The sequence below is a fragment of the Microbispora sp. NPDC049633 genome (assembly GCF_040675265.1).
GTDB lineage: Bacteria > Actinomycetota > Actinomycetes > Streptosporangiales > Streptosporangiaceae > Microbispora > Microbispora maris.
Genome location: NZ_JBFAOO010000006.1, coordinates 17,061 through 38,645, shown reverse-complemented (window position 1 = coordinate 38,645; position 21,585 = coordinate 17,061). Strand labels below are relative to the sequence as shown.

The 21,585-nt window shown below is 70.0% G+C and carries 20 protein-coding genes and 1 tRNA gene; 11 read left to right on the top strand and 10 right to left on the bottom strand.

The annotated features are described in order from the left end of the window. Positions 1–838 precede the first annotated feature (838 nt). Entirely contained in the window at positions 839–2,305 is a 1,467-nt protein-coding gene (locus AB0J39_RS03165; protein WP_363461257.1) for an RICIN domain-containing protein, read from the top strand. Between the two features lie 175 nt (positions 2,306–2,480). On the opposite strand, the gene AB0J39_RS03160 is transcribed toward AB0J39_RS03165, so the two are convergent. Then, a tRNA-Pro gene (locus AB0J39_RS03160) sits at positions 2,481–2,557 on the bottom strand. 35 nt (positions 2,558–2,592) lie between these two features. Further along, positions 2,593–3,525 (bottom strand): metallophosphoesterase, encoded by a 933-nt coding sequence (locus tag AB0J39_RS03155; RefSeq protein WP_363461255.1) that lies wholly within the window; start codon positions 3,523–3,525, stop codon positions 2,593–2,595. Between the two features lie 80 nt (positions 3,526–3,605). Between AB0J39_RS03155 and AB0J39_RS03150 the strand changes: the two genes are divergently transcribed. Continuing rightward, positions 3,606–4,061 (top strand): GatB/YqeY domain-containing protein, encoded by a 456-nt coding sequence (locus AB0J39_RS03150; RefSeq protein WP_193202142.1) that lies wholly within the window; start codon positions 3,606–3,608, stop codon positions 4,059–4,061. A 132-nt stretch (positions 4,062–4,193) separates the two neighbouring features. Here the strand turns inward: AB0J39_RS03150 and AB0J39_RS03145 are convergent, their stop codons facing one another. Beyond that, the gene (locus tag AB0J39_RS03145; RefSeq protein WP_363461253.1) at positions 4,194–6,434 is read right to left on the bottom strand and encodes a transglycosylase domain-containing protein; all 2,241 of its coding nucleotides are present in this window, start codon (positions 6,432–6,434) and stop codon (positions 4,194–4,196) included. Positions 6,435–6,693: 259 nt separating this feature from the next. Here AB0J39_RS03145 and AB0J39_RS03140 point away from each other — a divergent pair, with 259 nt between their 5' ends. Continuing rightward, positions 6,694–6,990, top strand: coding sequence for a WhiB family transcriptional regulator (locus tag AB0J39_RS03140; RefSeq protein WP_030506755.1), 297 nt, complete (start codon positions 6,694–6,696; stop codon positions 6,988–6,990). A 48-nt stretch (positions 6,991–7,038) separates the two neighbouring features. On the opposite strand, the gene AB0J39_RS03135 is transcribed toward AB0J39_RS03140, so the two are convergent. Next, complete coding sequence (locus AB0J39_RS03135; RefSeq protein WP_363461251.1) at positions 7,039–8,178, bottom strand: ArsA family ATPase; 1,140 nt, start codon at positions 8,176–8,178, stop codon at positions 7,039–7,041. A gap of 52 nt (positions 8,179–8,230) precedes the next feature. Next, a complete protein-coding gene (locus tag AB0J39_RS03130) occupies positions 8,231–9,271 on the bottom strand; it encodes an ArsA-related P-loop ATPase (RefSeq protein ID WP_363461249.1) in 1,041 nt (346 codons plus the stop codon). Between the two features lie 187 nt (positions 9,272–9,458). Here AB0J39_RS03130 and AB0J39_RS03125 point away from each other — a divergent pair, with 187 nt between their 5' ends. From AB0J39_RS03125 to AB0J39_RS03110, 4 genes are all read left to right on the top strand, one after another. Further along, a complete protein-coding gene (locus AB0J39_RS03125; protein ID WP_076440089.1) occupies positions 9,459–9,611 on the top strand; it encodes a DUF4177 domain-containing protein in 153 nt (50 codons plus the stop codon). Then, positions 9,611–10,072 (top strand): RidA family protein, encoded by a 462-nt coding sequence (locus AB0J39_RS03120; RefSeq protein WP_363461247.1) that lies wholly within the window; start codon positions 9,611–9,613, stop codon positions 10,070–10,072. Before AB0J39_RS03125 ends, AB0J39_RS03120 begins: the two co-directional genes overlap by 1 nt. Before the next feature lie 96 nt (positions 10,073–10,168). Next, positions 10,169–10,993 (top strand): NUDIX domain-containing protein, encoded by an 825-nt coding sequence (locus tag AB0J39_RS03115; protein WP_363461245.1) that lies wholly within the window; start codon positions 10,169–10,171, stop codon positions 10,991–10,993. Beyond that, positions 10,990–11,781, top strand: coding sequence for an MBL fold metallo-hydrolase (locus AB0J39_RS03110; RefSeq protein WP_363461243.1), 792 nt, complete (start codon positions 10,990–10,992; stop codon positions 11,779–11,781). Before AB0J39_RS03115 ends, AB0J39_RS03110 begins: the two co-directional genes overlap by 4 nt. Here the strand turns inward: AB0J39_RS03110 and AB0J39_RS03105 are convergent. Then, on the bottom strand, positions 11,778–12,458 hold the full coding sequence (locus tag AB0J39_RS03105) for a Crp/Fnr family transcriptional regulator (RefSeq protein ID WP_169949820.1): 681 nt from the start codon (positions 12,456–12,458) through the stop codon (positions 11,778–11,780). The two genes, AB0J39_RS03110 and AB0J39_RS03105, sit on opposite strands and share 4 nt — an antisense overlap. Positions 12,459–12,810: 352 nt before the next feature. On the opposite strand from AB0J39_RS03105, the gene nth reads away from it, so the two are divergent. The 3 genes from nth (at position 12,811) to AB0J39_RS03090 (ending at position 15,566) form a co-directional block, all read left to right on the top strand. Further along, on the top strand, positions 12,811–13,548 hold the full coding sequence (nth, locus tag AB0J39_RS03100; RefSeq protein ID WP_169949821.1) for an endonuclease III: 738 nt from the start codon (positions 12,811–12,813) through the stop codon (positions 13,546–13,548). 86 nt (positions 13,549–13,634) lie between these two features. Further along, positions 13,635–14,288 (top strand): CoA pyrophosphatase, encoded by a 654-nt coding sequence (locus AB0J39_RS03095; protein WP_363461240.1) that lies wholly within the window; start codon positions 13,635–13,637, stop codon positions 14,286–14,288. An 87-nt stretch (positions 14,289–14,375) separates the two neighbouring features. Then, positions 14,376–15,566, top strand: a complete 1,191-nt coding sequence (locus AB0J39_RS03090) for a MarP family serine protease (RefSeq protein ID WP_363461238.1) — start codon at positions 14,376–14,378, stop codon at positions 15,564–15,566. Positions 15,567–15,574: 8 nt separating this feature from the next. On the opposite strand, the gene AB0J39_RS03085 is transcribed toward AB0J39_RS03090, so the two are convergent. From AB0J39_RS03085 to acs, 4 genes are all read right to left on the bottom strand, one after another. Further along, positions 15,575–16,057: a DUF309 domain-containing protein gene (locus AB0J39_RS03085; protein ID WP_363461236.1), complete on the bottom strand. Its 483-nt coding sequence runs from the start codon at positions 16,055–16,057 to the stop codon at positions 15,575–15,577. A gap of 249 nt (positions 16,058–16,306) precedes the next feature. Then, positions 16,307–17,227: an alpha/beta hydrolase gene (locus tag AB0J39_RS03080; protein ID WP_363461234.1), complete on the bottom strand. Its 921-nt coding sequence runs from the start codon at positions 17,225–17,227 to the stop codon at positions 16,307–16,309. Beyond that, the gene (locus AB0J39_RS03075) at positions 17,217–17,714 is read right to left on the bottom strand and encodes a phage holin family protein (protein ID WP_363461232.1); all 498 of its coding nucleotides are present in this window, start codon (positions 17,712–17,714) and stop codon (positions 17,217–17,219) included. The genes AB0J39_RS03080 and AB0J39_RS03075 overlap by 11 nt, the downstream gene beginning before the upstream one ends. 252 nt (positions 17,715–17,966) lie before the next feature. Beyond that, the gene (gene acs, locus AB0J39_RS03070; protein ID WP_363461230.1) at positions 17,967–19,943 is read right to left on the bottom strand and encodes an acetate--CoA ligase; all 1,977 of its coding nucleotides are present in this window, start codon (positions 19,941–19,943) and stop codon (positions 17,967–17,969) included. A 260-nt stretch (positions 19,944–20,203) separates the two neighbouring features. Here acs and AB0J39_RS03065 point away from each other — a divergent pair, with 260 nt between their 5' ends. Further along, positions 20,204–20,980 (top strand): oxidoreductase, encoded by a 777-nt coding sequence (locus AB0J39_RS03065; RefSeq protein ID WP_363461228.1) that lies wholly within the window; start codon positions 20,204–20,206, stop codon positions 20,978–20,980. Positions 20,981–21,585 lie beyond the last annotated feature (605 nt).

Here is a 21,585-nt window from a genome sequence, read left to right as displayed (position 1 = left end):
TCCTGGGGCCGCCCTGGCCGTCGTCACTCAGTAACGGGCCCCATCCGGGCCGGTGCTCCGGCTCGTCGCGCCCCGGAGGCTGGGGTAGTGCAACACCTCGACATACATGATCCGATCACGTACAACGTCCAGGATCAGGTCACCCTTCTCGGGGATCAGCGGTACGCAACGGTGTCCGGAACCGTAGGCCCCATCAAGAGGTGGGGCTGTGCAGAAGCTCTGGCAGAAATCATCCCCGCACTCGCACCACTGGTGGAGACGGATATCCCACGCGACGATCGCAAGTCGGTTTCTCCGGCCTCCTCAAGGCATGCGATCAGGTCCGCGATGAGTTCTGGGAAGAGCTCGGACCAGAGGGTGGGTCTCGTCCATGCGGTGACCGTATTCCTGCCCGTGTCCCTGCGGTAGCCGACGGCCATTGCTGGTTCTTCAACCTTGTAAGCACCCTTCGATCCCGGTCCCCCGTGGGCTCGGCGCGCTCTTCCGCAGCCGCCGGGTGCGTCGCGGCACGGCCGGAGAGCGGAACGTGTGGCCGAGGCGCGGTGGAGCTGAATGGGCACCGTCGGGGCGTCGGCGCGACCGGAAAGTCTGGTTGAAATTTACATCGGTGTCCGTCACGGACCAGCGGTTCGAGCACGTCGTCTCCCTTTCTGTTGACGCACTCCCGCCCCCTCTCTAGCGTGAGGCCTCCGTGGGTGATCGGCCTTTTTTGTTATCGCTAACAATGTGCACAAGTGAAAGTTGACCCAGCAGTTTAGATCTAGTGATGGGACATTTCATGGCACTGAGCATGGCGTCTGATGGTTACTCATCAGGACCATCGCGGAGCATCCGGTCGTTGCGCCGATTGCTGATCGCCCTCGTGGTGACCGCGCTCACCGTAGCGGCAGCCCTCGTCCCCGCGCCGGCGGCCAATGCCGCCACCAGCCATTTCCGCGGCATGAACTGGGCCGTGCTGGGTGACAACTTCAGCACCGGCACGCTCGTCCTGCAGGGCCTGAGCCAGTCCGACAGCAACGCGACAGTACGGGCCAAGGCCAACTCGCTCTACGACTACATGGAATACATCATGGGGGTCAACACCGTCCGGTTGCCCATCAACACTCACACTGTGGCCAACACGACCTGGTGGAACTCCTATCGCGGCGCCATCGACGCCGCCACCGACCGTGGATTCAAGGTCATCCTGGCCTATTGGGAGGACGGCGCCGCCTCCGGCGGCAGGATCACGAACCTCGCCGCGTGGAACGCGATGTGGTCCAGTGTGATCAGCACGTACGGCTCGAACGGCAACGTCTACTTCGAGCCGATGAACGAGCCGCACGGTTACTCATCAGCGGAGTGGCGCAACGTAGCAGCGAACTGGCTCAGCACTCACACCTCGGCGGTGCCGGGCCGGGTGCTCATCGGCGGCACCGGCTTCAGCCAGGACCTCCGGGACATCTGCAACGACAGCCGCTTCAACTCGACGCTGCTGTCCTTCCACTATTACGCCTTCTTCTACAGCGCGATGACCTACGACGCCTTCCGAAGCCACATCCAGACGCTTCTGGGCAACTGCGCCTCCCGCGCGATCGCGACGGAATTCGGCGCGCCGATGTCCACCGGCCTCAACTACGCCGACCCCAACAGCACGGACAATTTCGTGCGCTACCTCCGCGCTGTGGCCCAGGTCATGCGTGACAACCAGATGGGCGGCACCTACTGGCCCGCCCTCGGCGGCAAGCCGGGCACCATCGGCTACGACTGGTACTCGATGTGGGCCCTCGGTGGCAGCGGCACCAACCTCACCTTGGCCGTCCGCAACCAATCCGGCGCCGACCGGGTCCGCTACGGCTGGGGCGACACCGTCCGCGACTCCACCCCGTCGCCGACGCCGCAGCCGGAGACGTTCTACAGGCTCAACGTGCGCCACAGCGGCAAGGCGATGGACGTCCAGCAGGCGAGCACCAACAACAGCGCGCGCGTCGACCAGTACACCTACGGTGGCAACCCATGGCAGCAGTGGCAGTTCCAGGACGCCGGCAGCGGCTACTGGCGCATCGTCAGCCGCCACAGCGGGAAGTGTCTTGATGTGGTGGGCGCGTCAACCGCCGACGGTGCCGAGCTCATTCAATACACCTGTGGCAGCGGCGCCAATCAGCAGTTCCAGATGGTCGCCAACGGTGGGTACTTCCAGCTTCGGGCACGACACAGCGGCAAATGCGTGGACGTACCGTCCGCATCGACCGCGGATGGCGTGATCCTCAAGCAGTATTCGTGCAACACCGGCGCCAACCAGCAGTGGTCGCGCACGGCCGTCTGACGGTCGTCTCGACGTAACCGCGGATCCGCGTACGTCCCTCCCCGGTGCCGATCTCGTGCTGTGCGCTCGGTGCCGGGGATCCGGATTGCGGCGCGCATTCGTCATTCAGTCAGTCACCCAGCAATGCAGAAGGCCGGTTCCGATCTTCGGAACCGGCCTCTCAGCTGGTACTACATGGTCGGGGTGGCGGGATTTGAACCCACGGCCTCTTCGTCCCGAACGAAGCGCGCTGCCAAGCTGCGCTACACCCCGGTCGCTTGGACTTTTCGTCCTGCGCCTCGGCAAGTCTAGCGGACTTTGCGGCTGCTTGTGCCATCCGGGACGACGGCGCGGCGAGGAACGAGCGTCAGCAGGGTCGCCTCGGGCGGGCAGGCGAAGCGCGCGGGCGCGTAGGGCGAGGTGCCGAGGCCGGCGGAGACGTGCAGCCAGGCACTCTCGTGCCTGCTCAGCCCCTTGACCCGGGCGCGGTCGATGCCGCAGTTGGTCACCAGTGCTCCGTAGAAGGGGATGCACAGCTGCCCGCCGTGGGTGTGCCCGGCCAGCAGCAACTGGTACCCGTCCTCGGCGAAGCGCGACATGTTGCGCGGCTCGGGCGAGTGCATGACGCCGAGGCGCAGGTCGGCGTCGGCGGGCGCCTGGCCGGCGATCTCGTCGTACCGGTCCCGGTCGATGTGGGAGTCGTGGATGCCGCCTACGTGGACGTCGAGGTCGGCCACCTTGAGGCGGGCCGTCGCGTTGTTCATGTCCAGCCAGCCGGCCTCGCGCATCGCGGCGCCCAGCTCCTCCCACGGCAGGTTCGGCACGTGCTGCCGCGAGTCGCCCTTGGAGGTGCGCCACAGGTAGCGGGCGGGGTTCTTCGGCCGGGGAGCGTAGAGGTCGTTGGAGCCGTAGACGAACAGGCCCGGGCGGTCGAGCAGCGGCTCCACGGCGTACATGTACGACTCGACGGCGTCGGGGTGCGCCAGCGTGTCGCCGGTGTTCACGACGAGGTCGGGGCTGAGCGCGGCCAGCGACCGCACCCACTTGATCAGCCGGTGGCGGCGGGGCGTGAGATGCAGGTCGGAGATCTGCAGGATACGGACCGGCCGCTGGCCCGGCGCCAGGACGGGGACGTCGAAGCGGCGCAGCCGGAACCAGTTCCGCTCGAGTACGGCGGCGTAACCGACACCGGCGACGCCGAGGCCGAGAACGGACAGGGGAACCGCGGCTGCTTTCCTCACACAGCAATGATGCCCGACGTACGGCCCGCCTCCCGCATAACCTGGCGAAGACCGGAGCCCGGGCACGGCAAGATGGACGCATGAGTGCGTTGAAGGACAAGCTGAAGGCCGACCTCGCGGCCTCGATGAAGGCCCGTGACGAGGTACGGGTCCGGACGATCCGGATGGCTCTGGCCGCCGTCAACGTCGAGGAGGTCGCGGGCAAGGAGGCACGCGAGCTCTCCGACGACGAGGTGATCAAGGTGCTGACCCGCGAGGCCAAGAAGCGCCGCGAGGCCTCCGAGGCGTTCGCGGGCGCCGGACGGGCCGAGCAGGCCCAGGCGGAGCTGGACGAGCAGGCGGTCCTCGAGGAGTACCTTCCCGCCCAGCTGAGCGACGACGAGCTGAACGCGCTCGTCGACGAGGCGATCGCCGAGAGCGGCGCGCAGGGCCCCAAGGCCATGGGGCAGGTCATGAAGATCCTGAACCCGAAGGTCGCCGGCCGCGCCGAGGGCGGCCGCGTCGCCCAGGCCGTACGCGCCCGTCTGTCCGCGTAACGGCCCGGGCGCCGAGACGGTACCGGCCCGGGCGCCGAGACGGTACCGGCCCGGGCGCCGAGACGGTACCGGCCCGGGCGCTGAGACGCCGAAGGGCCGCTCCCCGGCGAGGGAGCGGCCCATCGGACGAGATCAGTTGAACGGATCGAACGGCGAGTCGCCACCGCCGAACCCGCGGCCGTTGCCGCCGCCGCGCCCGCCACCGGGGCCATCGCCACCGCGCCCGCCACCGGGACCGTCGCCAGGACCGCCGCCCCGGTCGGACTTCGGCTTCGGCGGGGGCGCGCACTGGTGGGCGCAGCCGCCGAACCTCGACATGTCCGGCTTCACGAACGACGTGGCATCGACGCCCTTGAGCGCCGCCAGGAAGGTGGCCTTCCAGATCGGACCGGGGACGGTGGCGCCGAAGACCGTGCCGTACGTGCGGCCTGCCATCACCTGTCCGGGGAGCGGGTACCGCATCGGGCCGCGCGGGTCGCCGAGGCTGACCGCGCCCGCGAGGTCGGGAGTGAACCCGGCGAACCAGACGGTGCGGGACTGGTCGCCGGTACCGGTCTTGCCGGCGGCGTCCCGGCCGATGCCGCCGACGCCCGACATGGTGCCCTTGGTGAACACGCCCGACATGATGTAGGTGGCGGCGTCCGCGATCTCGTTCTCGACGGCCTGCTTGCAGGACGGCTTGAACGAGGTCACCTTGTTGTAGCGGTCGGTGATCTCCGTGATCGCCATGGGCTTGCAGTACTTCCCGCGCGCCGCGATGGCCGCGTACGCGCTGGCCACGGTCACCGGATCCATCTCGTTGAAGCCGAGCGTGAACGTCTGGAACTCGCGGAGCTTGGTTCCGTCGGCCCGCTTGATGCCGAAGTCCTTGGCGGTCTTCACGACGTCGCAGAGCCCCACCCTCTGCTCCAAGGCCATGAAGAAGGTGTTCACCGACTTCAAGGTGCCGGTCTGCAGGGTCAGGAACCCGCCGCTGCCGCCCTCGGAGTTGTGCTGGACGACCCCGGGGTCACCGACCTGGTTGCCGTCGCAGTCCTTGAAGGCCGCGGAGCCGCTGGCCTGGAAGGTCGCGCCGGTGCTGATGCCGTCGTTGATCTTCCACCCTTCCTTCAAGGCGGTGATCAGCGTGAACACCTTGAAGGTCGATCCCGCCTGGAAGCCCGCGCCGCCGCCGTGCAGCGCGTCGGCCACGACGTTGATCGACATCTCGTTCTTCTTCTTGCTGGTGCCGAACTTCCGGCTGGCGGCCATCGCCCTGATGGCACCCGTGCCCGGTTCGACCAGAGCCTCGGAGGCGACCGGCTTGTCGGACGGGTGGACGTACTTCTTGATCGCCGTCTCGGCGGCCTTCTGCATCTTCCGGTTCAGCGTGGTGCGGATCGTCAGGCCGCCGCGGGCCAGGAAGTCCTGACGGGCCTTCTTGGTCTTGCCGAACTGCGTGTCGTTGAGGATCTCGTTGCGCACGTACAGGCAGAAGTACGGGTAGTCGCTCTCCTCGCAGCCGCCGGGGATCTCCTTGTCCTTCCACCCCAGCTTCTTCTTCTTGGCCGCGTCGCGCTCGGCCTCGGTGATGATCTTCAGCTCGGCCATGCGGTCGAGCACGACGTTGCGCCGGGCCAGCAGCCGGTCCCGGAACGTCTTGCCCCGGTTGGGGTCGGTGGCGTTCGGGTCCTGGACGGCTCCCGCCAGCGTCGCGGACTCGGCCAGGTTCAGCTCCGAGGCGTGCTTGCCGAAGAACCGCTTGGACGCCGCCTCGATGCCGTACGCGCTGGCGCCGAAGTAGGCGATGTTGAGATACCGGTTGAGGATCTCGTCCTTGCTGTACTTCTGCTCCATCGACATCGCGTAGCGGATCTCGTTGAGCTTGCGCCCGACGGTCGGCGCCACGGCGGCGGCCTTCTCCTCGTCGGTCTCCGCCTTGTTGAACAGGACCTGCTTCACGTACTGCTGGGTGATGGACGAGCCGCCCTGGGTCACCCCGCCGGTCGTGAGGTTTTTCACCAGCGCACGGGTGGTGCCCTCGACGTCGAGCGGGCCGTGCTCGTAGAAGCGGAAGTCCTCGATCGCCACGATCGCCTTACGCATGATCGGCGCGATGCGGTCCATCGAGACAGATTCCCGGTTCTCGAAGTAGAACTGGGCGATCTGCTTGCCGTCCGCGTCGAGCAGGACCGTCTTCTCGGGCAGCGGCGGTTCGTCGAGGTCCGCCGGCTTGAGGCTCAGGGTCTCGATGCTCGATTTGACCGTGACGCCGGCCCCGCCGACCGCGGGTAGTGCAATCGCCGCCGCCAGCACCCCCGCGACGCCCGCGGCGCCGACAAGACGCAGGGCCGCACCTGTCCGGGATGCCAGAGTTTTGCCGTGAGCTTGCACGGAACCTAGGGTACGTCCGTTTGGCGGCTCTCCCGGCATCGACCTCACGGAACCGCATTACCCCCGCGAGGGGGGGACTAGTCATTCCCGGCCACATGGCCTGACATGACCATGCACGAATTTGGTCCCCCCGGGGTATGTCGGTTCGATCGTTTCCTTGCGTACTTTCTCCTCTGCGGCTACTGCAAACCAGGAGGCCCGACGCCCGCGCCCGTCGGCCGAAACGACGACTGACCACCTAAGGGGAGTGGGGTCGAACATGTGGATCACGGATTGGACCTCCCGTGCCGCCTGCCGAGGTGCGGATCCTGACGCACTCTTCGTGCAAGGCGCCGCCCAGAACCGGGCCAAGCTCATCTGCCGTGGATGCCCCGTCCGTACCGAATGCCTCGCCGATGCGCTGGACAATCGCATCGAGTTCGGGGTGTGGGGCGGGATGACGGAGAGGGAACGGCGCGCGCTGCTGAGGCGCAGGCCGGACGTGGAGTCCTGGCGAGACCTGCTGGAGTCCGCCAAGGAAGAGTACGAGCGGACGAACGAGCTGATCGCCGGCTGAGTCCGGCGCGGCGTCCCGCTGTGGAGCGGGACGCCGGACGACATGTCTTCAGGACGCGAGAAGTTGCCCGATCTGGCGCAGTCCCGCCAGATCGTGCACGTCCTCGGGCATCGCGGGCACCTGTGCGATGGGCACCGTCGGATGGGCCGAGGTGAAGTGTTCCTGCTGGCGCCGCTCCCGGGCGGCGAGCTGCATCCTTCCGGCGTGCAGCCGCAGCACGGCGGCGGTCAGCTCGTGCTCGCCCCTGGCGTCGAGCTCCTCGGCGGCGGCGGAGCTGCGCGCCGCCGACAGCGACGGCGCCAGCGGACGGTGGACACGGTTGACGACGAGCCCGGCCAGTGGCATGCGCTCGTCGGCCAGCCGTTCCACGAAGTAGGACGCCTCGCGCATCGCGTCACGCTCCGGCGCCGCGACGACGACGAAGGCGGTGCCGGGTGCCTGGAGCAGCCGGTACGTCTGCTCGGCGCGCTGCCGGAAGCCGCCGAACACCGCGTCGAGCGCGGTGACGAACATCTGGATGTCCCGCAGCACCTGGGCCCCGATGACCTTGGTCAGGATGCCCGCGACCATCCCGAATCCGGCGTTGAGCAGCTTGAACGCACTACGTCCGCCGGCCTTGGCCGGCGCGGAGAGGATGCGGATCAGCCTGCCGTCGAGGAACCGGCCGAGGCGTTCGGGGGCGTCGAGGAAGTCGAGCGCCGACCGCGACGGCGGGGTGTCCACCACGATCAGGTCCCACTCGTCCGAGCGGCGCAGCTGGCCCAGCTTCTCCATGGCCATGTACTCCTGCGTGCCGGAGAAGCTGGACGACAACGACTGGTAGAAGGGGTTCGTCAGGATCTGCCGGGCGCGCTCGGGGTCGGCGTGGGCCTCGATGATCTCGTCGAAGGTCCGCTTCATGTCGAGCATCATCGCGTGCAGCTCGCCGCCTGCCTCCCCGGCGCCGTCGACGCCGTGGACCCGCCTGGGGGTGTTGTCGAGCTCGGTCAGGCCCATCGCCTGGGCGAGCCGCCTGGCGGGGTCCACGGTCAGGACGACCACCGAGCGGCCCCGCTCGGCGGCGCGCAGCCCGAGGGCCGCGGCCGTCGTGGTCTTGCCGACACCGCCCGAGCCGCAGCACACGATGATCCGCGTGTCCGGATCATCCAAGATCGCGTCGATGTCCAGCGCGGGCGCCGTCCTGGTCACAGCTCAGCCTCTCACTCGGTGCACTCGATCAGCAGGTCACGCGGCGCACTGTTCACGCCACAGACTGGGCGCGCAGGGCGTCGGCCAGTTCGTAGAGCCCGGCCAGGTCGGCGCCGTCGGGCAGCAGCGGCAGGTCGTACCGCGGCACGCCGGTCTCCTCCAGCGCGACGCGCTCCCGCTTCTCCAGCTCGGTCCGCAGGGCGTGCTCGGTCACCTCCCGGGCGAGGGCCTCGGCGACCGCGGAGGCGTCGGCCGTGGCGTCCGTCAGCCCGGCCGCCTTGAGGCCGAGCGCGAGCTCGGCGGAGTCGAACCTGCCCTGGCCGGCCGCCTTCAGCACACCCTCGGGCAGCCCGGCGGGGCGCACCATGTTGACGAACACGCCGCCGACCGGAAGCCCGGTCGAGCGCAGCTCCTCGATGCCGTCCAGGGTCTCCTGTACGGGCATCTCCTCCAGGAGCGTCACGAAGTGGACCGCCGTCTCCGGGGAGGCGAGGACGCCCCGTACGAGGTCGGCGTGGTTCTTGATGGGCCCGACCCGGGCCAGCCCGGCGACCTCCTGCGTCACGTTCAGGAAGCGCGCGACCCGGCCGGTCGGGGGCGCGTCCATGACCACCGCGTCGTACACCCTCCGGCCCAGCTTGTCGCGGCGCCGTACGGCCTCGCTGGTCTTGCCGGTGACCAGGACGTCCCGCAGACCGGGGGCGATGGTCGTGGCGAAGTCGACCACGCCCATGCGGGTCAGCGCCTTGCCCACGCGCTTGATGCCGTAGAACATCTCGAGGTATTCGAGCATCGCCTCTTCGGGGTCGACGGCAAGCGCGTACACGTCGCCGCCGCCGGGCGCCACGGCGATCTTGCGCTCCTCGTACGGCAGCGGCTGCAGGTCGAACGCCTGGGCGATGCCCTGCCGTCCCTCGACCTCGACGAGCAGCACCTTGCGCCCGCCCGCCGCCAGGGCGAGCGCGAGCGCGGCGGCCACCGTGGTCTTCCCGGTGCCGCCCTTGCCGCTCACCACGTGCAGGCGCACGCCGTCCCAGTCGGTGTCACGGGCCTCCCCGTTGCTTCCGGCGCGACCGCCGGTCGGCTGACTCACCGTGCCTCCTCCGCGTCGGCGTGCCTGCTCCACTCGCCCACGTGAGGAAGGCTACCCAAGGGTTACCTGCCGATACGCGGGGGTCGTCCCCCGTCGCGACCGATCGGGTAAGGGTTGGCCAACGGGCTCTCGCCCGAACCGTGTTCCTGAGCACCCCGGGCGCGCCCCGCCTCGATAGCCTTTGGCCATGACCAAGTGGGAATACGTCACCGTGCCGCTGCTCACGCACGCGACGAAGCAAATTCTGGACAATTGGGGCGAAGACGGGTGGGAGCTCGTCTCGGTCATCCCGGGGCCCAACCCGGAGCAGTTGGTCGCCTACATGAAGCGGCCCAAGTGATGGCGACCCCGGAGGAGCGGCTCGCCGAGCTCGGGCTCACGCTGCCCGAGGTCGTGCCCCCGCTGGCCGCGTACGTGCCCGCCGTACGGACGGGTGACCACGTCTACACCTCCGGCCAGCTCCCGCTCGTGAAGGGCGAGCTGGGCGTCACCGGCAAGGTCGGCGCGGAGGTGTCGGCCGAGGAGGCCAAGGAGCAGGCGCGCATCTGCGCCGTCAACGCCCTGGCGGCCATCAAGTCCCTGGTGGGCGACCTGTCGCAGGTCGTGCGGATCGTGAAAGTGGTCGGGTTCGTCGCGAGCGCTCCCGGCTTCACCGGGCAGCCGCAGGTCGTCAACGGCGCCAGCGAACTGCTCGGCGAGGTGTTCGGCGAGGCGGGCAGGCACGCGAGGAGCGCGGTCGGCGTGGCGGTGCTTCCGCTCGACGCCCCGGTCGAGGTGGAGGTCATCGCGGAGGTCCGCTGACGGGGATCCGGCTCACCGGAACCGGGGATTGCGGTCTCGCGAAGGCGTGGGGGAGCATGGGGGCCGGCCGAACCGATGATTGTTCTGGAGGACCTCATGGGGTTTCCGCTGCCCGGCGAGGTCGGCGAGCGGGCACGGGAGATCCTCGCCGGCCGCCTGGCCCCCGTCCCCGCGCGGGACGCGGCCACGGTGGTGTTGCTGCGTGACGATCCCCTGGAGGTGTACCTCCTCAGGCGCACGGCCACGATGGCCTTCGCCGCCGGCGCGTACGTGTTCCCCGGCGGGTCGGTCGACCCGCGGGACGCCGACCACGCCGTGGCCTGGGCGGGTCCCTCGCCCGCGGAGTGGGGTGAGGTCTTCCGGGCCGGCGAGAGCACGGCCCGGGGCCTCGTCTGCGCGGCCGTACGCGAGACGTTCGAGGAGTCGGGCGTGCTTCTGGCCGGGCCGGGCCCGGAGGCGGTGGTAACGGACACGACCGGACCCGACTGGGAGGCCGACCGCCTCGCGCTGATCGCGCGCACGCTGTCGTTCGCCGAGTTCCTCGACCGGCGCGGTCTCGTGCTCAGGTCCGACCTGCTCAAGGCGTGGGCGCACTGGATCACGCCGGTCGTGGAGCCCCGGCGCTTCGACACCCGCTTCTTCGTGGCGGCCTTGCCGCCCGGGCAGCGTACGCGTGACGTGGGCGGGGAGGCGTCGGGGGTCGCCTGGATGCGGCCGCGGGACGCGCTCGCCGCCGCGAGGGCGGGAACGGCGCACCTGCTGCCGCCCACCTTCCGGACGCTGGCCGAGATGGCGGCGTTCGAGTCGGCCGGCGACGTGCTCGCCTGCCCCCGGTCGATCACGACCGTCCTGCCGGAACCCGCCGAGGTGGACGGGCGGATGGTGCTGATGTTCCCCGAGACAGGAGAGACGGGCGAGTGAGCGGTCTGCGCATCCCGCTGGAGGGACCGGACGGTGCGGGCACGGCGAGCACCGTGAACGTGCTGGCGCCCAATCCGTCGCCGATGACCCTCGACGGCACCAACACGTGGATCGTCGGCGGGGAGCGGGCCGTGCTGGTCGTCGATCCCGGCCCGGACGACGAGGCCCACCTGCGGCGGGTCGCCGAGCGGGTGGACGGCCGCGGGGTGACCGCCGTCCTGCTGACGCACGGCCATCCCGACCACAGCGAGGGGGCGGGGACACTGGCGCGGATGCTCGGCGCGCCGGTGCGGGCGCTCGACCCCCGGCACCGCCTGGGCGACGAGGGCCTGGTCGACGGCGACGTCGTCACGGCGGGCGACGTGGAGATGCGGGTCGTCGGCACGCCCGGGCACTCGTTCGACTCGCTGTGCTTCTGGCTGCCCGGCGACCGGGCGATGCTCACCGGCGACACCGTCCTCGGCCGGGGCACGACCGTGATCGCCCCCGACGGGAACCTCGGTGACTACCTGCGCAGCCTCGACAGGCTGCGGCATGGCGCCGAGATGCTGGAGGCCGCCGCGCTGCTGCCCGGCCACGGGCCCGTGCTGCCCGACCCGTCCGCGGTGCTCGACGCGTACATCGCCCACCGGCGTGAGCGGCTGGAGCAGATCCGCGAGGCCATCCGCAGGGGCGCCAGGGACGCCCGCGAGATCGTCGAGATGGTCTACGCCGAGGTGGACCGGTCGCTGTGGCCGGCCGCCGAGATGTCGGTCGCGGCCCAGCTCGACTACCTGAAGACCCTTTAGCGCGAGCGGTTGTAGAGCCGCTCCCTGTCCATGATCACCACGGCCTTGGCCTCGATGCGCAGCCAGCCGCGCTGGGCGAAGTCGGCCAGGGCCTTGTTGACCGTCTCCCGCGAGGCGCCCACGAGCTGGGCGAGCTCCTCCTGGGTGAGGTCGTGGTGCACCCGGATGCCGTCGTCGGTCTTCTGCCCGAAACGGTCGGCCAGGTCGAGGAGCTGCTTGGCGACACGCCCCGGGACGTCGGTGAAGACGAGGTCCGCGAGCACGTCGTTCGTACGGCGCAGCCGCTGGGCCAGGGCACGCAGCAGGTGGAGGGCGACCTCGGGCCGGCCGGTCAGCCACGGCCGCAGGTCGTCGTGGCCCAGCCCCGCCAGGCGTACGTCGGTCAGCGCGATCGCCGAGGCCGTGCGCGGGCGCGGGTCGAACAGGGACAGCTCGCCGAACATCTCGCCCGGGCCGAGCACGCTCAGCAGGTTCTCCCGGCCGTCGGGGGCGGTGCGCGCCAGCTTGATCTTGCCCTCGAGCACCACGTAGAGCCGGTCGCCCGTCTCGTTCTCACTGAAGAGGGTGCGGCCCTTGGGCAGCTCCACCTCGGTGATGCTCGCACGCAGAGCCGCGGCGCTCTCGCGGTCGAGCGCGGAGAACAGCGGCGCCTTGCTCAGTACTTCCTCGGTGCTCACGGTGCCTCCTTGCTGCGGGCGCGCTCGGTCGCCGGCTCCGTGCTAGCCATTGTGACCCACGCCTTCCGCGACGCATTACGGGGTGTCCCGTTACGTGGCATGGGCGTCGATCCCGGCTCGCAGTCGTGTGCGTGGTGCCTGGCGAAACAACACAATCTTGGCGGAAACCTATCCTTACGCCCATTGCGCGCTCGACCGGCTCGGGCGGCCGGCCGTCCCCCTACGGACTCAGTGTATTGCGCAGCGTAGGGACAAATTGGCAAATACAGGCCGCATATGTGGCATGTATGACAAGTCTCCCGTCGTGGTGGACCGGGAGCTGGGCGGTCGTCCCAGGCCCTACGCTTGCGGCATGGCGACGAACACGGCCGCTCCCCGACGGCGTCAGCGCCAGGCCGAGACCCGCCTGGGGCTCGTGCGGCGGGCGCGGCGAACCAACCGGATTCTGGCCGAGACCTACCCCGACGCCCATTGCGAACTCGACTTCGGCAACCCTCTGGAGCTGCTGGTCGCCACGATCCTCTCGGCGCAATGCACGGACAAGAGAGTCAACATGGTCACTCCGGTGCTCTTCGCCAAGTACCGGACCGCGGCCGACTACGCCGGAGCCGATCGCGCCGAACTCGAGGAGATCATCAAGTCGACCGGGTTCTTCCGCGCGAAGGCCAACAGCATCATCGGGATGGCGCAGGCCCTTTGTGAACACCACAAGGGGGAGGTTCCGGGCAAGCTGGCCGACCTGGTCAAGCTCCCCGGCGTGGGCCGTAAGACCGCGAACGTCGTGCTCGGCAACGCCTTCGACGTCCCCGGCATCACCGTCGACACGCACTTCCAGCGGCTGACCAGGCGCTTCGGCTGGACGGCCGAGACCGATCCGGTGAAGATCGAGCACGAGGTCGGCGAACTGATCCCCAAGTCCGAGTGGACGATGCTGTCGCATCGGCTGATCTGGCACGGCCGCCGCATCTGCCACGCGCGCAAGCCCGCCTGCGGCGTGTGCCCCCTCGCCGCGCTCTGCCCGTCGTACGGCACCGGCCCCACCGACCCGGACGAGGCGCGCAAGCTGGTGCGTCCGGGCCCGTTCTCGTGAATCCGTAATGATCGGGAAGCTCCGGCGTTCTTCCGTGGTTGTACGGCACGCCTGGGCCTGCTTGTACCCGGTGTGACGATGTGGAGGTGGTCGTGGCTCCCGCCTGGCTGACGGAGCTGGCCGCGAAGGCCGCGCACAATCCTGTCCCCACCGCGCTGCGGCCGCCCGCGAACGGCTCCGGCCGCTCGGCCGCGGTGCTGTTGCTGTTCGGCGAGGGGCCGGAAGGCCCCGACATCCTGCTCATCCAGCGCAGTTCAAAGGGCCGCGTGCACGCCGGCCAGCCCGCGTTCCCCGGCGGCGGCGTCGACCCCGAAGACGACGGCCCGATCGGCGCCGCGCTGCGGGAGGCACAGGAGGAGACCGGGCTCGACCCCACGGGCGTCGAGGTCGTCGGGACCATGCCGGAGCTCTACGTGTGGCGCAGCGACAACCGGGTGACGCCCGTGCTCGCCTGGTGGCACACGCCCTGCGCCGTGCACGCCGCCTCTCCCGACGAGGTCGAGGCCGTCGAGCGGGTCCCGGTCGCGGAGCTGGTGGACCCGGCCAACCGGCTGCGGCTGCGCCACCCGCGTGGGATCGTCCCCTCCGTGGCGTTCCGCGTACGCGGCCTGCTCGTGTGGGGCTTCACCGCCGGGGTGCTGGACGGCGTGCTGACGGCGGCGGGCTTCGAGCGCCCCTGGGACCGCTCACGTGTCGAGGATCTTCCCCCCGAGGTCGTGAACCTGGCCGCGCGGGGCTGAGCCGGCGGGTGCTCGTACGCCGCGTATGGCGACGAGACCCGGCAGACGCCCGCACACGACGACTGGCGTGCCTATACCGTGGGAACTGTGCGCGGCGATCTTCTGGATCTCATCCTGATCGGCCTGGTGGTGGCCTTCGCGGTGTCGGGTTACCGGCAGGGCTTCATCATCGGGGCCTTCAGCTTCATCGGATTCGTCGGCGGCGCCATCCTGGGGTTGTTCATCGCGCCACCCCTGGCGGGAGCGATCGTCAGCGGCGACATCGAGCGGGCCCTGTTAGCCATCGTCATCGTCTTCCTGACGGCCACCGTCGGGCAGTTCGCGTCCTCCACCATCGGCGCCATGGCCCGTAGCCACGTCACGTGGGAGCCCGCCAAGGCGGTCGACGCCTTCGGCGGCTCGGTCGCCAGCGGCCTGTCGGTTCTGGCGATCGCCTGGCTGATCGGTTCCCTGATGGTCTCGATGAGCATCGGCCAGCCGCTGGTCAAGGATCAGATCAACGGCTCGGTGATCTGGCAGAGCGTCGACGACGCCATCCCTGACGGCGTGGGAGCGCTGCAGAAGCAGTTCAGGGACTTCGTCAGCACCTCGGAGTGGCCGCAGGTCATCACCTCCATCGGCGGCCAGAACGTGCCGCCGCCGGACCAGAGCCTGATCAACGGCAGCCCCGCCCTCGTGCGGGCTCGCAGGGCGATCGTCAAGGTGCAGGGCACCGCACCGAGCTGCCGCAAGCGCATCGAGGGGACCGGGTTCGTCTACGCGCGGCAGCGGATCATGACCAACGCCCACGTCGTCGCCGGGGTCACGGAAGGGCTGCACGTGACCGATTACGACGGCACCCAGTACGACGCCAGGGTCGTCCTCTACAACCCCGAGCGCGACATCGCGGTGCTGTTCGTCCCGGACCTCCCGATCGGCGCGCTGCGCTTCGACATGACCGCCGAGAAGGGCGACAGCGCGATCATCGCCGGCTACCCGAAGGGACATCCCTTCACGCCGCTCGCCGCGCGCATCAGGGTCAAGCAGCGCGCCGAGTCGTACGACATCTACAACCAGCGCAAGGTGGAGCGTGAGGTCTACGCGATCCGCGGCAAGGTCCAGCCGGGCAACTCGGGCGGGCCGCTGCTGAGCCCGGAGGGCCGGGTGCTCGGGGTCATCTTCGCCGCCGCGACGGACCAGCCGGAGACGGGCTTCGCGCTCACGGCGGAGGAGGTCATGAACGACGCCACCGACGGCAGCGGCGCCGTCGTCCGTGTGGACACGCAGGACTGCGACTGACGCGCGGGCTACTCGCCGGGGGTCAGGCGGGTGAGGACGGCGGAGACGGCGGAGCCGGCGTCGGCGTTCCCCTCGTCGATGACGGCCGTGATCGCGTCGGCCTCCACCGCCAGGGCCCGCAGGTCGAGTCCGTAGGGCCGGGTCGAGCCGTACGCGCCGAGCCGGGCGGATCCACGCGTCAGCAGGGCGGCGGCGCCGGCGAGGTTGCCGCGCTGGATGTGCGTGAGGCCGACGCATATCTGCGCGAGCCCCTGCCACAGCTCGCGTTCCTCGGCCGGGCCGGTCTTCCAGCGGGCCTCCAGCACCTCGTGGGCGTGGAACGGCCGGCCCGCCGCGAGCAGCTTCCTGGCCTCCTCCAGCGCCTCCTCGGCGGCGGGGGCGTAGTCGTCCGGCACCCGGGGCACTCCCTCGGTGCCTTTGGGGAGCGGCCTGCCGTACTCGTCGCGAGGACGTGCATTGCGGGGGCGGCCCGCTTCGTCACGGTCACGCATGATCTCTCCGCAGGGCGCGTGGGCGGTTCAGGGCGGCCGAAGCACCGGCGATCTCCTGGAGCATCGTAGATCAACCAGGAAGTTGGGCCACTTCAGGGCACATTTCTACTATCTCCTTCAAGATCACGGGTGTCGATCCGGCAGCCGGTCGCGACAACCGACGTGGCAGCCGTTCGTGGCAGCCGTTCGTGGCAGCCGTTCGTGGCAGGGGGAGGACGGCTGCCGGGGGGCGGGGCACCGGACGGCGTCTCAGCGGTCGGGTTCGGGGTCGGAGAGCCAGGAGACGAGCTCGGCGTTGAACTGCTCGGGGCGCTCCTCGTGCGGGAAATGCCCGGCGCCCTCGATCAGCCGCCATCGGTACGGCGCGGCGACGAACCTGCTGGAGCCCTGGGCGGTCCGCGGCAGGACGCACGGGTCGAGCGCGCCGTGCAGTTGCAGCGTCGGCGCCTCGATCTCGGCGCGCATCTGCCGGGCGTAGCGGAAGCCGTCCGGGCGCATCTGGGATCGGGCGAACCAGCGGTAGTACTCCAGCGCGCAGTGGGCGACCGCCGGGATCCGCATGGCCTCCCGGTACACATGTGTCACGCCGTCGCCCGGCCACTGCGGCCCGGCCCACCTCTCGACCATGCGGCCCACCGCCGCGCCGCCCTTGCGGGTCAGCTTCCGCTCCGGCAGGAAGGGCAACTGGAACCCCAGGGCGTAGCGGCCGGCCTTGAGCTGCCCCAGCGGATCGGTGAACAGCGCGGCGCGCAGGCGCAGCGGATGCGGCGCCGACACCGCGACCAGCCGCCGCACCACCTTCGGGTCGAGGACGCCCATCGTCCAGCCCAGCAGACCACCCCAGTCGTGGCCCACCACGACGGCGCTCGTCTCGCCGAGCGCGCGCACCAGACCCGCCGCGTCCACGGCCAGCGTGGGCAGGTCGTATCCACGTGGCGGCTTGTCGCTGGTGCCGTATCCGCGCAGGTCGACGGCGACGGCCCGGTAGCCGGCCGCGGCCAGCGCGGGAAGCTGGTGCCGCCAGGTCCACCAGAACTGGGGGAACCCGTGCAGCAGCAGGACCAGCGGCCCGTCTCCGGCCTCGGCCACGTGGAACCGCACACCGCCCGCGTGCACCGTCCGGTGCGTCCAGGGGCCGTCGACCTCGATCAGCGTCTCGTCAACCGGCATCGCTCACGGACTCCCGGTGGGCGCCCACCTGGCCGGCGGTCGGGCCGGTGTACGGCGGCGGCGCCGGGGCCGCGGGGCGCGGTGTGGCGGCTGAAATCTCCTCCGGCAGCTCCTCGGCCTCCTCCGGACCCCCGAGGCCGCGCAGGCTCCGCCTGGTGCGCTTCATGCCGGTCAGCCCCTTGAGCCGCCGGTAGCCGATGAAGATCAGCAGCCCGGCCATCAGGAGGTAGAACACGGTGACGATCGTGAACGCGAGCCATGTGGCCAGCCCCACGGCCACGAGGGCGTACGCGATCGCGAAGGAGGCCAGGATCAGGCACAGGTGCCCGATGAAGGCCGCGGCGCCGAACAGCCCGGCGGCCATGCCGACCCGCTTCGCGTCGAACTTGAGCTCGGCCTTCGCCAGCTCGATCTCCGACCGTACGAGGGTCGAGATGTGATGGCTCGCCTGGGCGACCAGCGCACCGAGCGATTCGTCCTCGGGCATGAGCGATCTCCTATCTGCGACTATCAAACATCATCTCGTGCCCGTCCGCGCGCGTGCACGCGAAGCCCCTCGCCTGTGGATGACCGCAGTCCGGAGGCCGCACAGGCGGGGACCTGCCCACAGACGGCCGGAATATGACGCCCCAGGCGATCTGCCCGCTCCCCGCCGCACCGAACCGGCGGCGGGGCGGAGACGAGGAAGGCGCGGACGCCGTACGTCCACGCCTTCCTCAGGAGATCGGGCGGTTCGCGATCAGTCGTCGCTCTTGGCGCTGGGCAGCTTCTCCGCGATCAGGTTCATGACCGAGCTGTCGGTCAGCGTGGTGACGTCGCCGAGGGAGCGGTTCTCCGCCACGTCGCGCAGCAGCCGGCGCATGATCTTGCCGGAGCGGGTCTTCGGCAGCTCTGGTACGACCAGGATCTGCCGCGGCTTGGCGATCGGGCCGAGCGTCTTGGCCACGTGGGCGCGCAGCTCGGTGGCGATGTCGTCGCTCTCCTCCGCGCTGCCGCGCAGGATCACGAAGGCCACGATGGCCTGGCCGGTCAGCGGGTCGGTGGCGCCCACGACGGCCGCCTCGGCCACCTTCGGGTGGCTGACCAGCGCGCTCTCGACCTCGGTCGTGGAGATGTTGTGCCCGGAGACGAGCATGACGTCGTCCACCCGGCCGAGCAGCCACAGGTCGCCGTCCTCGTCGCGCTTGGCGCCGTCGCCGGGGAAGTACATCCCCTCGAACCGCGACCAGTAGGTGTCGACGTAGCGCTTGTCGTCGCCCCAGATCGTGCGGAGCATGGCCGGCCAGGGCTCGCGGACCACGAGGAACCCGCCGCCGCCGTTCGGCACCGAGTTGCCCTGGTCGTCGACCACGTCGGCCGCGATGCCGGGCAGCGGCTGCATGGCGGCGCCGGGCTTGGCGGCCGTGACGCCGGGGAGCGGGCTGATCATGATGCCGCCCGTCTCCGTCTGCCACCACGTGTCCACGACGGGGCAGCGGTCGGCGCCGATGTGCTCGCGGTACCAGACGTACGCCTCGGGGTTGATGGGCTCGCCGACCGACCCGAGCACCCGCAGGGACGACATGTCGTACTTCGCCGGGATGTCGTCGCCCCACTTCATGAACGTACGGATCGCGGTGGGGGCGGTGTAGAGAATCGTGACCTTGTACTTCTGCACGATCTCCCAGAAGCGGCCGCGGTGCGGGGTGTCCGGGGTGCCCTCGTAGATCACGCTGGTCGCGCCGTTGGCGAGCGGGCCGTACACGATGTAGGAGTGCCCGGTCACCCAGCCGATGTCGGCCGTGCACCAGTAGATGTCGGTCTCGGGCTTGAGGTCGAAGACCGCGTCGTGGGTCCAGGCGACCTGGGTGAGGTAGCCGCCGGTGGTGTGCAGGATGCCCTTGGGCTTCCCGGTCGTGCCGCTGGTGTAGAGGATGTACAGCGGGTCCTCGGCGTCGTGCGGCACCGGCTCGTGCTCGGCCGGCTGGCGCTCCACGAGGTCGTGCCACCAGACGTCCCGGTCGCTCCACGCGACGTCCTGGCCGGTCCTGCGCACCACGAGGACATGCTCGACGCCGGGGGACTCGGCGACCGCCTCGTCGACCGTCGGCTTGAGCGCGCTCGGCGCGCCGCGGCGGAAGCCGCCGTCGGCCGTGACGACGACCTTGGCGTCCGCGTCGTGGATGCGGCTCTTCAGGGCGGAGGCGGAGAATCCGCCGAAGACCACCGAGTGGATCGCCCCGATCCGGGCGCAGGCCAGCAGGGTGATCGGCAGCTCGGGGATCATCGGCATGTAGACCGCGACCCGGTCGCCCTTGCGCACCCCCAGCTCCTGCAGCGCGTTGGCCGCCTTCGCGACCTCCTTCTGCAGGTCGGCGTAGGTGATCGTACGGCTGTCGCCCTCCGGCTCACCCTCCCAGTAGTAGGCGACCTTGTCGCCGCGGCCGGCCTCCACGTGGCGGTCGACGCAGTTGTAGGCGACGTTGAGCTTGCCGCCGATGAACCACTTGGCGAAGGGCGGCTCCCACTCCAGCGTGGTGTCCCAGCGCTCCGCCCACGTCAGCCGCTCCGCGGCGCGCTCCCAGAAGGCGAGCCGGTCCCGGGCGGCCTCCTCGTAGGCGTCCGCCGTGACGTTCGCGGCCGACGCCAGGTCCGCCGGGGGCTCGAACCGGCGCGTCTCGCTCAGCAGGTTCGACAGCGTCTCCTGGGTTTCCTGACCGGGGGTCTCGGTGGCCACTCCGTGCTCCTTCAGCGTCTAAAAGGTTGTCTCTCGTTCGGCCGCCTCGGCCAAGCAGGGGTATGTCGTGTCCCACTTCACCAGGCGAGCGGCGTCAAGTACAAGTAATCGGGCTGGGGGCGTTTTGTCCGGTTACCGGCCTTTGGCCTGCAAATTTAGCCGCAGGCGAGGAGCCCGCCGAGACCGGTGCCGCCGTTGTGCGGTGAACGGCCGCACCTCCTCGGCGAACGACGTTCTACCGGCGGGTATGGTCGGGGGCTGTGAGCGATCCCCTGGCCGTGATCGCCGGACTGCCCGGCGTGCCCGAGGCCGTGCAGGAGGCCCGCGAGGCCGTCGACCGGCTCTACCGTCACCGGGTGCTGCGCCGGCGCAGTCCCGAGGTGTCGGCCGAGTCGGCCCTGCGCGGCGCGCGTGCCTCCGCCGCGATCGAGGGCGTGGACGTGCCGCTCGAGCCGCTGCGCATGGGCGAGGTGACCGACCCCGTCGTGCAGGGCGCGCTGCGCGCCTCGGCCGAACTCGGCCGGCTGGCCCCGACGTGGCGGTCGGCGCCACGCCAGGTGCTCGCCCGGCTGCACGCGCTCGCGGCGGCAGGTCTGACCGCCGAGCCCGGCAGGCCGCGCACCGAGCCCACGACCGCCGATCCGCTCGGGCTCGGCCCGGCGCCCGGACCGGAGGAGACCGCGGCGCGTATGTCGGCCCTCGCCGGGCTTGTCACGGATTCCGCCACGGCGCCCGCACTCGTGCTCGCCGCGATCGTGCACGCCGAGCTGGCGGTGCTGCGTCCCTTCGGCGTGGCCGACGGCCTGGTCGCCCGGGCCGCCGAACGGCTCACACTGGTCGACCTGGGTCTGGACCCCAAGTCGCTGGCCGTCGTCGAGGTGGGCCACGCCGACCTCGGTGACGCGTACGCCGAAAGCCTCAGGGCGTACCTGAAGGGCACGGGCGAGGGCGTCGGAACGTGGGTGCGGCACTGTGCCTCGGCGGTCGTCCACGGCGTGCGCGAGACGACGGCGATCTGTGAGGCCATGTCGCGCTGACGCGCCCGCCCGGCCGCCGACTGCGGACAAAGCAGACGGCGTCCCTGGTATGGGACGCCGTCGCCAGTACGTGTCACCGGGCTACCAAGCGTGCACCTGAATTTGTCGGAGCGGGTCAAGCCCGTCTCGACACGCCTCCCGCGGCTGGTCGCGCGTGGGTACCCGATGCCGTACGCGGACCCGCAGGTCCGTAATCCCTTTTTACGTCCGTTCCCCCGGGATGAAAACCCCCGGTTCCAAGAGCTTTGACGAGTCACGTACGTCATTCCTGTACTTCTGTCCCCATTTATGCCGTATGTCGGCATGAAGGATGCGGTGGGTGACTCCTTGTGGCTGTCGTCCTCACCCGTTGCGACCGCACCTGTCGACATGTCACACTGACTTTTGGAAAAAGTTTTACTCAGATTCGACGGGGTTCTCGACGTCCCTCTCGTGATCAGGCAGCATACGGTGTGTCTCTGATTCGGAACGGCGAGCGTCCCCGGGGGTGTCGGACCCTTGCCATGCCCTGGTCTCTTGTTTAAAGCTTTCTTGTAATACGGGACCGGCTCTACCCCCCCAGAGCCGGACCGCTACGGCGACCCCCGCTATCCCCCCCGGCGGGG

What these genes read in the sequence shown, in the direction of transcription:
- AB0J39_RS03120 (WP_363461247.1), top strand. Translation starts at nt 9,611, where the DNA reads ATGGCGACCCCGGAGGAGCGGCTCGCCGAGCTCGGGCTCACGCTGCCC.
- AB0J39_RS03125 (WP_076440089.1), top strand. Translation starts at nt 9,459, where the DNA reads ATGACCAAGTGGGAATACGTCACCGTGCCGCTGCTCACGCACGCGACG.
- AB0J39_RS03080 (WP_363461234.1), bottom strand. Translation starts at nt 17,227, where the DNA reads ATGCCGGTTGACGAGACGCTGATCGAGGTCGACGGCCCCTGGACGCAC.
- AB0J39_RS03075 (WP_363461232.1), bottom strand. Translation starts at nt 17,714, where the DNA reads ATGCCCGAGGACGAATCGCTCGGTGCGCTGGTCGCCCAGGCGAGCCAT.
- nth (WP_169949821.1), top strand. Translation starts at nt 12,811, where the DNA reads ATGGCGACGAACACGGCCGCTCCCCGACGGCGTCAGCGCCAGGCCGAG.
- AB0J39_RS03085 (WP_363461236.1), bottom strand. Translation starts at nt 16,057, where the DNA reads ATGCGTGACCGTGACGAAGCGGGCCGCCCCCGCAATGCACGTCCTCGC.
- AB0J39_RS03115 (WP_363461245.1), top strand. Translation starts at nt 10,169, where the DNA reads ATGGGGTTTCCGCTGCCCGGCGAGGTCGGCGAGCGGGCACGGGAGATC.
- AB0J39_RS03140 (WP_030506755.1), top strand. Translation starts at nt 6,694, where the DNA reads ATGTGGATCACGGATTGGACCTCCCGTGCCGCCTGCCGAGGTGCGGAT.
- AB0J39_RS03150 (WP_193202142.1), top strand. Translation starts at nt 3,606, where the DNA reads ATGAGTGCGTTGAAGGACAAGCTGAAGGCCGACCTCGCGGCCTCGATG.